Origin of the sequence: Salmonella sp. 3C (genome assembly GCF_025426275.1) — a bacterium.
In the GTDB taxonomy this organism is placed as follows: Bacteria; Pseudomonadota; Gammaproteobacteria; order Enterobacterales; family Enterobacteriaceae; genus Salmonella; species Salmonella enterica.
The window spans coordinates 2180192-2192507 of record NZ_CP104858.1 but is presented as its reverse complement, the minus strand read 5'-3'; the positions used below and the strand labels follow the sequence as shown (position 1 = coordinate 2192507).

At 49.5% G+C, this 12316-nt stretch carries 11 protein-coding genes; 3 read left to right on the top strand and 8 right to left on the bottom strand.

Annotation, left to right across the window (positions count from 1 at the left end):
• Positions 1-5 precede the first annotated feature (5 nt).
• Both N7E69_RS10335 and N7E69_RS10330 read right to left on the bottom strand, forming a co-directional pair.
• Positions 6-695 carry an LrgB family protein gene (locus N7E69_RS10335; protein WP_001067093.1) on the bottom strand — a complete coding sequence of 230 codons (690 nt, stop codon included), beginning with the start codon at positions 693-695 and terminating at the stop codon, positions 6-8.
• The gene (locus tag N7E69_RS10330) at positions 688-1098 is read right to left on the bottom strand and encodes a CidA/LrgA family protein (RefSeq protein WP_000257347.1); all 411 of its coding nucleotides are present in this window, start codon (positions 1096-1098) and stop codon (positions 688-690) included. Before N7E69_RS10330 ends, N7E69_RS10335 begins: the two co-directional genes overlap by 8 nt.
• A gap of 103 nt (positions 1099-1201) precedes the next feature.
• Between N7E69_RS10330 and N7E69_RS10325 the strand changes: the two genes are divergently transcribed.
• Complete coding sequence (locus N7E69_RS10325) at positions 1202-2089, top strand: LysR family transcriptional regulator (RefSeq protein WP_000354962.1); 888 nt, start codon at positions 1202-1204, stop codon at positions 2087-2089.
• Between the two features lie 94 nt (positions 2090-2183).
• Here the strand turns inward: N7E69_RS10325 and N7E69_RS10320 are convergent, their stop codons facing one another.
• The 4 genes from N7E69_RS10320 to soxR all read right to left on the bottom strand — a co-directional run bounded on the left by N7E69_RS10320 (position 2184) and on the right by soxR (position 7096).
• Positions 2184-3830, bottom strand: coding sequence for a Na+/H+ antiporter (locus tag N7E69_RS10320; protein ID WP_000402189.1), 1647 nt, complete (start codon positions 3828-3830; stop codon positions 2184-2186).
• Positions 3831-3979: 149 nt separating this feature from the next.
• Positions 3980-5329 carry a guanine/hypoxanthine transporter GhxP gene (gene ghxP, locus N7E69_RS10315; RefSeq protein ID WP_000106907.1) on the bottom strand — a complete coding sequence of 450 codons (1350 nt, stop codon included), beginning with the start codon at positions 5327-5329 and terminating at the stop codon, positions 3980-3982.
• A gap of 347 nt (positions 5330-5676) precedes the next feature.
• Positions 5677-6345, bottom strand: a complete 669-nt coding sequence (locus N7E69_RS10310; RefSeq protein ID WP_000958572.1) for a glutathione S-transferase family protein — start codon at positions 6343-6345, stop codon at positions 5677-5679.
• Positions 6346-6637: 292 nt separating this feature from the next.
• A complete protein-coding gene (gene soxR, locus N7E69_RS10305) occupies positions 6638-7096 on the bottom strand; it encodes a redox-sensitive transcriptional activator SoxR (protein ID WP_000412686.1) in 459 nt (152 codons plus the stop codon).
• Positions 7097-7182: 86 nt separating this feature from the next.
• Between soxR and soxS the strand changes: the two genes are divergently transcribed.
• Positions 7183-7506 carry a superoxide response transcriptional regulator SoxS gene (gene soxS, locus N7E69_RS10300; protein ID WP_000019483.1) on the top strand — a complete coding sequence of 108 codons (324 nt, stop codon included), beginning with the start codon at positions 7183-7185 and terminating at the stop codon, positions 7504-7506.
• Here soxS and N7E69_RS10295 read toward each other — a convergent pair.
• Entirely contained in the window at positions 7494-9095 is a 1602-nt protein-coding gene (locus tag N7E69_RS10295; RefSeq protein ID WP_000083641.1) for an EAL domain-containing protein, read from the bottom strand. The two genes, soxS and N7E69_RS10295, sit on opposite strands and share 13 nt — an antisense overlap.
• 562 nt (positions 9096-9657) lie before the next feature.
• Here N7E69_RS10295 and N7E69_RS10290 point away from each other — a divergent pair.
• Positions 9658-9939, top strand: a complete 282-nt coding sequence (locus tag N7E69_RS10290; protein WP_000201429.1) for a YjcB family protein — start codon at positions 9658-9660, stop codon at positions 9937-9939.
• Positions 9940-10216: 277 nt separating this feature from the next.
• Here the strand turns inward: N7E69_RS10290 and siiF are convergent, their stop codons facing one another.
• A complete protein-coding gene (gene siiF / locus N7E69_RS10285) occupies positions 10217-12283 on the bottom strand; it encodes an SPI-4 type I secretion system protein SiiF (protein ID WP_001751581.1) in 2067 nt (688 codons plus the stop codon).
• Positions 12284-12316: the final 33 nt, after the last annotated feature.

Here is a 12316-nt window from a genome sequence, read left to right as displayed (position 1 = left end):
GAAAATCAGAACATCACCCTCGCCACCAGCGGGGCTGCCAGCACCATCACCACGCCGGACAGCATCATGACCAGACTGGCGACGACGCCCTCCTGCTGACCAAGTTCATAGGAACGCGCCGTGCCCGCCCCATGTGACGCCGCGCCGAATCCTGCCCCTTTTGCCATGCCTTCCCGGATAGAGAGACGCAAAAATAGCGCGTCGCCGACCGCCATGCCAAACACGCCAGTGACGACCACGAACAGCGCCACCAGATCCGGCTGCCCGCCCAGGGGTTCTGCCGCCGCCAGCGCAAACAGCGTAGTAACGGAACGTACCGCCAGACTACGCTGAATCTCATCCGATAACGTGAACAGACGCGCCAGCCAAACGGAACTGGTGACTGCCACCACCGTCGCCGTCACTACGCCCGCGGTGAGCGACATCCAGTGACGTTTGATAATCGCGAGGTTATCGTACACCGGCACCGCAAAGGCAATAGTCGCCGGGCCGAGCAGCCACAATAGCCAGTGCGATTCACCAATGTAGTTTTGCCAGGAGATATGACCGAACACCAGCATTAACACCAGCAGTGCCGGCGTCAACACTAATGGCATCAACGGCAATTTGCGAAAACGGCGATACAGACGCTTATTGGCGAAGTAAATTCCCAGCGTAATCACCAGGCACAGTACGCTTAACTGAACGTTATTCACGGTTTAGCCTGCTCATCTCATAGCGATACACTTTATCCACCACCCACGCCGTCGCGCCGAGTACCATTAAGGTACTGATCGCTATCACCGAGAAAATGCGCCAGCCGTCCACCAGTAACAGATGGGCATAGTTCACTACCGCCACGACGGCGGGAACAAAGAATAACAGCATCTCCGCCAGCAGCCAGCGTGCGCCTGCGCGTACCCAGCTAAGCGGAATAATCCGGCAAACGATCAGCGCCAACATAAGCACCATGCCGACCAGATTCGCGGGCAACGGCAGGTGCAGCCAGGAGACAAGATATTGGGAAAAAATGAATAAACCTGCATAGAGCAGTACCTGAACCGGTACCTGGAGTCGTTGCACAACGGCAGGCGTAACGCGGCTTATCGCCACAGCCATGAGGGAATGTCCTGAAAAATAATACGGAGCGCCAGTATAGAGAACCTCCGTCACGGGCAGAAATGAATTAAAATCATTGCAGGCATAGTCGGAAGGAATAATCATGGATATCAGAACGCTGCGTTATTTTGTCGAGGTGGTGCGCCAGCAAAGTTTCACCCGCGCAGCGGAGAAGTTATTTGTCACCCAGCCCACCATTAGCAAGATGCTGAAAAATCTTGAAGATGAGCTTAACTGTACGCTACTGATCCGCGACGGACGTAAGTTATTGCTGACCGATACCGGACGCGTGGTGTTTGAACGCGGTCTGGCGATCCTCGCTGAGTTTCGCCAGTTAGAGGCCGAGTTGAGCGATATTAACCATCTCAATAAGGGCGTGCTGCGGCTGGGTATTCCCCCGATGGTCGGCATGTTGATGGCCGGGCCAATCAGTTTGTTTCGACAACGCTACCCTGGCGTTGAACTCAAAATTTCGGAGTTTGGCGGCCTGACGGTACAGCAGGCGGTAATGAATGGCGAGCTGGATGTTGCGATGACCGCGCTCCCGGTGGAAGAAGCGAGCGGGCTGACGACATTATCGCTGTTCAGCCATCCGCTGTGCGTGCTGGTTCCCCGTTCCGGTCAGTGGACAACCTGCGACTCCATCGCGCCTGAAGCTCTGGCGGAGCATCCTCTTCTTATCTATAACGAAGACTTTGCCCTGAGCCGCCAGTTGATGACCTTATTTAGCCAGCATGACGTAAAACCACGGATTGCCGTGCGCAGCGGGCAATGGGATTTTCTCGCCGCCATGGTGCAAGCGGGCGTCGGTATCGCCATTTTGCCGGAGCCGATTTGTCAGCGTCTGGATAAGGCCACGCTGCGCTGGCTACCGCTGGAAAGCGATCTCCGCTGGCAGTTAGGCATGATTTGGCGAGAGGGCGTGTATCTGTCGCACAGCGCCCGGGCATGGTTAACCTGTTGCGAAGGATTTTGGCTGAAACAACCGTAAGCCATAGGTTAAAACCCTTGCCGGATGGCGGCGCAAGCACCTTATCCGGCCTACTTGTAGGCCCGGTAAGCATGGCGCCACCGGGCCACAAGGACTACTGATTTTCTATCAGTAGCGCTTCCATCAAATCCAGGTCGTGCAGCAGCTTTTGCAATGTTTCATTGCTGATTTCTCGCGTGGCGCGCAGATGATACAACTCGGCGCGTTCGGAACGCAGCGCCGCCAGACGGAAACGTCGCTCCAGGTTTTCTTCCTGTATGGAGCTTTCGACATCGTTTCGCCCATCGGCACGGCGACGCAAGTTACCAATGACACGTGAGCTTACTTCAGTAAGCAACTGATTATCGATGTTTTCTTCGGTATCCGCCGCCAGACGCTCTTCCATTTTCTGAATGGCGACAATCGCCACTTCCGCCGTCGCCGCGCGGGCGATACGCTCCTCTTTCAACTGTTGCGCATGATCGGCGACTTCCAGATGTTGCAACAGCAGCGGCAGCATGATCACACCGACAAACAACGAGAACAGAATGACGCCAGCCGCCAGGAATACCAGTTCATAACGCGCCGGAAATCCGCTGCCATCCGGCAAAAGTAACGGTATAGAGAGCACACCAGCCAGGGTGATCGCCCCACGAACGCCAGCGAAGGAAGCAATCAGAATTTCACGCGACGTCCAGCTGGCGAACTCCATCGGTTTCTTCTTCAAAAAGCGCAGGCTGAACTTTTTCATGGTCCACAGCCAGCCGAAGCGAACCAGCATCAATGCCGCATAAATCAGCACGATATCGGTAAAGAGCATCCAGGTTTCGACATTCGGGTCAGCTTCCGCCGCCGCCAGCGAAGATTCCAGAATCCCCGGCAGTTGCAGTCCCAACAGCAGAAAGACCATACCGTTAAAGACAAATTCCAGCATCGCCCAGGTACTGTTCGCGCGCAAACGCATTGCCAGCGGCGCGCGGCGCATTACGCCAGAACGGGTGATGGTCATCCCGGCGGCAACCGCGGCCAGGATGCCTGAGACGCCAATATGTTCGGCAATCAGGTAAGACGCGAAGGGCAGCAGAAACAGCAGGACGATTTGCGTCGCGGGTTCATCGCCGCCCCAGCGGCTCAAAAAACGCAGCGAGCGGCCATACAGCCAACTGACCACAAAACCCGCCAGAATACCGCCGATAGCGACCTTAAAAAATTCCAGCGTCGCGCCGCCGACGGTAAAGACCATCGTCCCCATCGCCACCGCGACGGCGAATTTCAGCGATACCAGACCGGAGGCGTCGTTCATTAACGCCTCTCCCTGCAGAATGCCCATGATTTTTTTCGGGATACGCCCCTCGCCCACAATTCCGGAGAGCGCTACCGCATCGGTCGGTGACAGCACGGCGGCCAGCGCAAAGGCGGGGATCAGCGGAATGCCGGGCACCAGCCAATAAATCAGGAAGCCGATTCCCACGACCGTTACCAGGACCAGCGCCAGCGCCAGCCCGAAAATCTCTCGTCCATGCTCAAGAAATTCACGGGTCGGCGTCTTCCAGCCATCCGCAAACAGCAGCGGCGGAATAAACAGCACCAGGAAGAGTTCCGGGTCGAATTCCACATGCAAACCAAACGTCGGCCACGCCAACAGCGCGCCAATGGCGATCTGCATAAGGGGTAAAGGAAGCTGGAAGGGTAATACACGCGTAAATACCCCCGACAGCGAGACCACAAGGGTCATGATGAGTATTGTGAAGAAAATTTCCATGCGTTCCCTGTTTGCGATGTTTTTTATGATGGAGAGAGGCATCATGCCTCGGTTTCACCTTCTTCAGATTAACGCAAAAGGTAACGTGATGTGTCCTGAAAATGAAAACGGGCGACCAACGCCGCCCGTTTTTCAAAATGAAGGCAGAACTAGATAGCCCAGCCGCCGGCATAAAAAGCGACCAGCGCGACCGCAATGACGACAGTTCCGATATTCAGCTTACGCCATTCACCGGAAACCAGACGCCCGACGACCAGCGTGGCAAAGCCGATCATAATCCCGGTGACGATGTTACAGGTCAGTACAATAAATACGGCCGTTACCAGCCCCGCCATCGCATCGACGAAATCAGCAAAATCGATTTTCGCCACGTTACTCAGCATCAGCAGACCGACATACATGAGCGCCGGGGCGGTTGCGTAGACGGGAACGAGATAAGAGAGCGGCGAAAGAAACAGGATCAGCAAAAACAGCACGCCCACGGTAATCGCCGTCAGGCCCGTTTTACCACCCGCCGCCGTACCGGCCGCAGACTCGATATACACCGCGGCTGGCGCCGCCCCGACTAGGCCGGAGAAAACGCTACTCAGTGAGTCGGTGGTTAGCGCTTTGCCGCCATCGATAATTTGTCCGTCTTTGTCCAGCAGATTAGCCTGCCCTGCGACCGCACGAATCGTGCCGGTCGCATCAAACACCGCCGTCATCACCAGCGCCAGCACGCTTGGCAGAACGACAGGGTTTAACGCGCCCATAATATCCAGGCTGCCGATCAGCGAGTTGCCGTTTTCATCGCTCAACGAAGGCATGGCGAAAATGCCGGAAAAATGGACGTTAGGATCGAAGAGCAAACCCACAATAGAAATGCCAATAATGGTCAACAGAATGCCGCCGGGGACTTTCAGCTTTTCCAGACCGAGAATAACAGCCAGACCCACAAGCGACATAATCACCGGGAAGGTATCGAAATCGCCCAGCGCGACCGGCAGGCCATCCAGCGGGTTTTTAATGACCAGGCCGACGCCGTTGGCGGCAATCAGCAACAAAAACAGGCCAATACCGATACCGGTTCCGTGGGCCACGCCCTGCGGCAAGTTACGCAAAATCCAGCTACGAATGCCGGTGGCGGAGATAACGGTAAACAGTACGCCCATCAGGAATACGGCGCCAAGCGCGACCGGGACGCTAATATGCTGCCCCAGGACCAGGCTAAACGCGGTAAACGCTGTCAACGATATGGCACAACCGATAGCCAGCGGCAGATTCGCCCATAGCCCCATAACAATAGAGCCGACGCCTGCGACCAGGCAGGTCGCTACAAAGACGGCGGCAGGCGGGAACCCGGCTTTACCCAGCATCCCTGGCACCACGATGACGGAGTAAACCATCGCGAGAAACGTGGTTAAGCCAGCAACGACTTCCTGGCGAACGGTGCTCCCGCGTTGTGAAATTTTAAACCAGGCGTCGAGTGAACCGCCGGTACGCGCTGAAGGCGTAGACATAGAAAACATCCCCTGAGAATTTATTATTCGTCGGTATACGTGGGAGGTAATCCACTAACAGCGCAACGTTATCTCCTTGTGCTACATTTACGACAGCCGGGGCGCCGCAAAAAAAGCAAACGTTTAGCTCCACGTATACAAAACGGGTGGCAAAAAAAAGCAAACGATTATCCAGCGATCATCAACGCTTTTTCAACTGAACTTTGCCGCTTTTTATGCTTTTCTGCTTAGTATGCTCAATAAATAGCCAGACGATGCGCAAACGTTATCGTCCCTGCGCAATCCAGCAACAATTTTTCGCATCGCTGTTAGCAAATACGTTGCGCAATCTGCTCACAAAAACGCCATTATCCGCCGGAAATGGTAAACGGACCGCCCTGCTGAATCGCTCGCTGCCAGGCTGGACGCATTTCTACCCGCGCTTTCCATGCGTTGATATGGTCGAGATGAGCGATTCCGCCTCGGGCAAGCAGCGCAAATAGCGGGAAGCTCATCTGGATATCCGCCATACTTAACTGCTCTCCGGCAAACCAGGGGTGATTTGCCAGATGCCCGTCAATAAAGCGCGCATGGGTTTCCAGTTGCGGATTGAGGTACGCTTTTTGCGCGCCCTTACCGATAACGCCGCCCAACGTTCGCAGGCCCAATGGGACCGGCGGTTTACCCAGAGAGGTAAAGAGCAGTCTCATCAATAGCAAGGGCATGAGCGAACCTTCAGCGTAATGTAGCCAGAATCGATAGTGTTGTTTTCCCTGCGCATCCGCAGGCTTAAAGCGTCCGATATTGTCGTAAGTGTCCTGCAAATATTCCAGGATGGCGCCCGATTCCGCAATAACCATACCGTGATCTTCGATAACCGGAGACTTGCCCAGCGGATGCACTTTTTTCAATGCCGGCGGCGCCAGCATGGTCTTTTCACGCTGGTAACGCACAATCTGGTAAGGCAACGCCAGCTCTTCCAGCGCCCAGAGGATGCGCTGCGAACGAGACTGATTTAAATGGTGCACCGTCAGCATGGCTGTCTCCTGTAAGGTATGCCAACTAACTATAGAAAATTATGGCAGTTGCCGTAAAAATTTCGGCTAAAAAATCAGCATTTCGCTGGCGAACAGGGCGTCGTCGCTTACACTTACAGTATCAACACAAACCGGAACCTCCACCATGTGCTCGATATGAGGGGTGTTGACGTCGGGGGAAACCCTCCTGTAATCAGCGGGATAGAGCGAAAGACAAAGACCGGAAACAAACTAAAGCGCCCTTAGCGGCGCTTTAGTTTTAGGTGAACTCAGCCCGATGGCCGAGTGCATGTTAATCATCTTCAAGCAGCCGGGCGCCCGTCCCGTGTTCGCCAAGCCTGTCGCCTGGATTTCGCAGCGGACAGTCGCTACGCGATAAACAGCCGCAGCCGATACAACCGTCCAGCTCATCGCGCAACGCCACCAGCGTATGAATACGTCGGTCTAACTCTTCGCGCCACTGCGAGGAGAGCTGCTTCCACTCTTTCGCGCTTAACGTATGTCCTTCCGGCAAGATACCAAACGCGTCGCCGATAGTTGCCAGCGGGATGCCGATACGCTGGGCGATCTTGATAATCGCGACATAACGCAACACGTCACGCTTGTATCGCCGTTGGTTACCGCTATTACGGATACTGGTAATTAGCCCTTTGCTTTCATAGAAGTGCAGGGCGGACACAGCAACACCGCTACGTTTCGCAACTTCCCCCGGCGTCAGTAAGGCTTTTAAACGGGGAGATTTTTTTTCCATAAATCGCTTTACCTCAAGTTAACTTGAGGAATTATACTCGCCCGCAGACAAAACGACGAATCGAATACTGTTTAAGAGGCAACAATATGTCGCATCAGCAGATAATTCAGACCCTTATCGAATGGATTGATGAACATATCGACCAACCGCTAAACATTGATGTGGTGGCAAAAAAATCGGGCTACTCCAAGTGGTATTTGCAGCGGATGTTTCGTACGGTAACGCATCAAACATTAGGCGAGTATATTCGCCAGCGCCGTCTCCTGTTGGCGGCCGTTGAGCTACGAACGACCGAGCGCCCGATTTTTGATATCGCGATGGACCTGGGCTATGTATCGCAGCAAACCTTCTCGCGTGTATTCCGCCGCGAGTTCGATCGCACTCCCAGCGATTACCGTCACCGCCTGTAGGGCCTCTGCCCGCGTATCGTCAGAGGCGCGGGCGTTTGTTGTAACCAGGCGATGAATTCCTGCGGTGGCAACGCCTTCGCAAAGTGCCATCCCTGACAATACTGAACGCCGCGTTTTAGCAACCAGCTAACCTGTTCAGCCGTTTCAACCCCCTCAGCAATGATTTTTAGCCGCAAACTTTGCGCCATTTCAATAATATGTTCCACAATCAAATGGCTGGCGCTATTAGTGGTTAGCGTGTCGACAAAAGATTTATCAATTTTTAAAAGGTCGACATTTAATGAGTACAGGTTATGCAAGTTCGAATAGCCGGTACCAAAGTCATCAATTGCCACCTCGTATCCCGCCTGGCGAAACGCCTGAATAATCGGCGTCATTTTAGGCACATCAATAAATCCGCGCTCGGTCACTTCAACTTTTATCTGTTGCGCAAGCACTGAATGCTGACGCGTTTTTTCATGAATCATCACAATTAGCCGGAAAGAGAGAAAATCAGCGGCAGAGAGATTGATAGAGACATAAAGATGCGGGTGCGCGGCCAGAAAACCACCTAAATCATTAAATACCTCTTCGACGACATAATCGGTGATCTGCTCAATCATCCCCTCTTTTTCCGCCAGCGGAATAAATTCGCACGGGCTCATCACCGGACCGTGATAGCCCGGCCAACGCAATAGCGCTTCGGCACCTACACATGTCCCGTTTCGGATATCAATGATCGGCTGATAATGAAGGCAAAGCTGGTGCCTGGTAATGGCCCGTTGCAGCAATCGACGCGGTGAGTAATATGCCTGCCGGGATCGTGACCACATAAATAAGACGATAATGCTACAGATGATCCCTAACGGTAGCGTTAACGTAAGCTGATGAAAGAGGTTCTGGTAAAAGCGTTGCTTTGAGGTTGAAACAATCGTGGCAACCGGTCGTTTTGCTGATTTAACCAGAGTATAAAAACGCTCACCCTGTTGGAACACAGGTTCACTCCGTCGTACCAAAGGTAATAGCTGATCAGCCTGCGCCTGTTCACTCAGGGAGAAAAAGGTGTTGGTCACCGTATCATACATTCCCCAGGCCAACGCCGGATCGTCTGACATCACCTCGCTATAAGATAAGGGATTGATAACCGCGACATAGTTTCCCCGCTGCATATATGTCATTTTATAACCGTTGAAAAAAGGCGTATCACGATAGTAATAAATAGCGATGTCAGGCTTTCGTTTATAGTCAGCGCGGGGAATAAAATAAGGACTTGTTGGCGTCATAACCGTAGAGCATAGAAAACGCTGGCCCTTAGCATAAATCAACTCATTAATGTACAAACGACCGCGGATAATATTCAGCATTCGCTGTTGATGGGCTGGCGTACAGGCTTGCCCCTGATATTGTTCAGCGGCATCGCGGGCTAAATCTGCTTGCAGGATAACCCGCTCCGTTTTATCTAATACCAACTGCGCAAATGAATGTAACTGATTTCTGGTTTCAGAGACTGCCCGGATATGAGCAAACCAGATCGCCAGCAATATAGGAAGTAACACCACAATGATCGTTCCGAGAAATCTCAACACCTTGCGTCGTGTGCTTTGACTCATTTTCAGCCTATTTCCCTGCATTATTTGTGACTATTGTTGGCAAAATAAGACGTGAACCAAATGGAGGTTTACGGTGCATGAATTTATCAATATTAGCAACAGACTTTTACCGATCAACATTTACCATTAATAACTACGCGCAATCTCTTTCGCATACCAGGCAGGACACTAAATATTTTTGATAATATCAGATTTATACTCAAGTAAACGATGGGGTATACATCTTTACTCCTTTCTTTTGATAAATAACTTGATATTTTTATCAGGTCTGAATTTCACGAAAAAAAATAAAAGAGTAGTAATAATACATCTTTGCTTTCCGGCAGTTTCTCTACGGACGCGTAGAAGTCACACAAAAAATACGGTTATAAAACGCACAAAAAATACATTGCCGATCTGGCGAACAAGCTGTTTTTTGTGATATAGTTCACAAAAACAATGAAATAGAAACAATGTTTCATTCGATGTTGATGTGATGTCCGTTGATAGCCAGAATGTCCCACGTTTCCCGGGAACAACGCCGTGCTGTCCTGGACAAAGGTCTATTCAGAGGAAATGTTTCATGGCTACCATAACCACTGGTGTCGTTCTTCTCCGCTGGCAACTGCTGAGCGCCGTGCTCATGTTTTTAGCCAGCACGCTCAATATCCGTTTCCGTAAATCAGATTATATTGGTCTGGCGGTGATCAGTAGCGGTCTGGGCGTGGTATCCGCCTGCTGGTTTGCCACCGGTTTACTCGGTATTACCATGATGGATCTCGCTGCGATCTGGCATAACATTGAAGCCGTAATGGTCGAAACGATGAGCCAGACCCCGCCAGAATGGCCGATGGTGCTGACCTGATACGCTATCGCTGCCGCTGAAGCCGCCCACCGGTTATCTCAACGCGGAATCGCGCGCCAGGGGTAGCCTTGCGCACCATCACGTCCCTCGCATTGCCGTTGATGAGGGCCGCCAGGTGTGGTTATCCAAAAATGGCAAGTGGAATAGCCCTAACAGAATCGAGCTAAACTTATTGAAGACGTTGCCGACTCGTTAAATGACAAAAAAGACCCGTTTGTGCAACGGGTCTTTTTTATTAAGCAGTACCACCTGATAACAGCGACAAGCGCTGCTTATTTTACATTAATAATTTATCCGGAGAACAATCACGGATTATTTTTCCACCTTTCATTACCAGGACCCGGTCAAAATACTTTATCAGATATCGACGATGCGTCACCATGATCAACGTTTTCCCATGAATAAACTCATCTAAGTTATCAAAAATTTGCTTCTCGGTATTCTCATCCAGATTTGATGTTGGTTCATCCCATAAAAAGACGCTGGCGTCACTACTCAGACTACGTGCTAATAATAACTGCTGCTGCTGTCCGGATGACAGGTTTTTAGCCATAAAATTCACCGGAAACTTCAGCCCCATAGGATGTTGCAAGATAAAACCACAGTTCGCCAGCTGAAGCGCCTTGAGTACCCGGCCCCTGTCGTTTTGCGGTTTTAACGCGAAATTACTTTCAATGGTTCCGGTGAATAAAACATCATGTGTCGTCACCACGCTTAAATGCTGAGAAAAAAAGTTCTGCGATAAATGTCCTAAGTTATATCCATCATATAAAATGGCACCGTCTGTTGGCGAAAGGTAGCCAGATAGCATTCCCAGTAATGAGCTTTTTCCTGCTCCGCATTCGCCTACCACCGCGACACGTTGCCCCGCAGGTATGTCTATAGACAGTCGGTTAATAATCATCGGAGATTGAGCATCATACTGATAACTCACGCCCCGGATAGAGATATCGCCATTGCACTTTGATATTGACTGTAATGCCGGTGTTTTTTCTGCCTGATCTTCATCAAAAAAAGAAAGCAGATCCTTACCGGTTTTTTCTGCTGATAAAATAGAGATTAATGTAGAAGAAAAATTCGAAATGATCCCGGAAATACGGCCAGAGACAATGACAGATGAAACAATTGCGCCAGTAGTAACATCACCCTTGATTACCATAAAAAAGGCTATTACCATAATAGTTATTTGGGTAATAGATGACATACTCCCCAATATAGATTGATAGATAAGATTTAATTTCCTTATCTTCAGGTTAAGATACGACTGTTCATTTGACGTATTAACCCAATCAAAAAGTAAACCTTGATTATTTAAGGTATGGATCATTTTAATAGATAAGAAAACTTCTGAGATAAAAATATTCCTGTTCTTCTGTCCTTCTTTTTGTTTGTTCATTAACTCATTAGTATAATGGTGGTTAACGAGGGAAATAATAATAGAGACGATAAACATGGTAATAGGTACAATAACAACCAGACCTAAATTTACATATATAACAATGAGAAATATAATAAATATTGGAATATCGGCTATACGTTGAAAGATCGAGTTTAATAAAACGGGTTTAATTTTCTGAAACTCATTCCATAGCACAAATGCTGATGACATGGATCTGCCATTTTTCTTTTTACTATAAAGTACCGCTTCAAGAAATGCGATATCAATATCGACGTCATCCTGCCTTGCTGTGATAGACTGATAAATATCTTTCGAAGTACGAAGGATAAACTCAAAAACAATAAATACAGCAACAATTATAGCCACGCCAAATAAAGATGAAACCGAAGCGCTTGGAACAAGCTTATCATAGAACAGATTACTAAATACTGGGATAGTTAACGCAAAAATTGCCATAAAAAGAGATGAAAAAAAGTATTTAGTATAAAAAATCTTGTTCATCGATAAAGAGTTTTTTATGATATTTTTTACTCTTATACTATCAACAACTTTATTTAAAGGTAGTATACTAAATGCAGATAACTCTTTTAAATATTCATTTTCAATTTCAACATAACAGAGTTCACCGCGCGCGTTTACCAACTTTATTTTTTGCCCGCCACTCACACACACCATCCACTTCATTTCTGGTGTTAATAGTAAAATCGGCATAGGCTCATTTAGTAAATCCTCACCATTATTAAATAATATATCCTGTAGAGAAAGCCCTAACGACAAAAAGAAATTCTTCATTTGTATAGAGTCATCAGTGTTATTTCTGTCGTACTTTTTAAATCTTAAATTTATATCATCCTCTTTGATATCAATTTTTATGTTGAATTTTTTAGACACTATAGATAATGCCGTTTCCGCACTTAAATAATAAGGTTCTAGTTTTTTATCCATAAGTAAACCCCCTCACCCAAAGGTGAGGGGCCT

Excerpts from the sequence above, each read along its gene's own strand:
- N7E69_RS10330 (WP_000257347.1), bottom strand. The coding sequence starts at position 1,098 with ATGGCTGTGGCGATAAGCCGCGTTACGCCTGCCGTTGTGCAACGACTC.
- N7E69_RS10325 (WP_000354962.1), top strand. The coding sequence starts at position 1,202 with ATGGATATCAGAACGCTGCGTTATTTTGTCGAGGTGGTGCGCCAGCAA.
- N7E69_RS10320 (WP_000402189.1), bottom strand. The coding sequence starts at position 3,830 with ATGGAAATTTTCTTCACAATACTCATCATGACCCTTGTGGTCTCGCTG.
- ghxP (WP_000106907.1), bottom strand. The coding sequence starts at position 5,329 with ATGTCTACGCCTTCAGCGCGTACCGGCGGTTCACTCGACGCCTGGTTT.
- N7E69_RS10310 (WP_000958572.1), bottom strand. The coding sequence starts at position 6,345 with ATGCTGACGGTGCACCATTTAAATCAGTCTCGTTCGCAGCGCATCCTC.
- soxR (WP_000412686.1), bottom strand. The coding sequence starts at position 7,096 with ATGGAAAAAAAATCTCCCCGTTTAAAAGCCTTACTGACGCCGGGGGAA.
- soxS (WP_000019483.1), top strand. The coding sequence starts at position 7,183 with ATGTCGCATCAGCAGATAATTCAGACCCTTATCGAATGGATTGATGAA.
- N7E69_RS10295 (WP_000083641.1), bottom strand. The coding sequence starts at position 9,095 with ATGAGTCAAAGCACACGACGCAAGGTGTTGAGATTTCTCGGAACGATC.
- N7E69_RS10290 (WP_000201429.1), top strand. The coding sequence starts at position 9,658 with ATGGCTACCATAACCACTGGTGTCGTTCTTCTCCGCTGGCAACTGCTG.
- siiF (WP_001751581.1), bottom strand. The coding sequence starts at position 12,283 with ATGGATAAAAAACTAGAACCTTATTATTTAAGTGCGGAAACGGCATTA.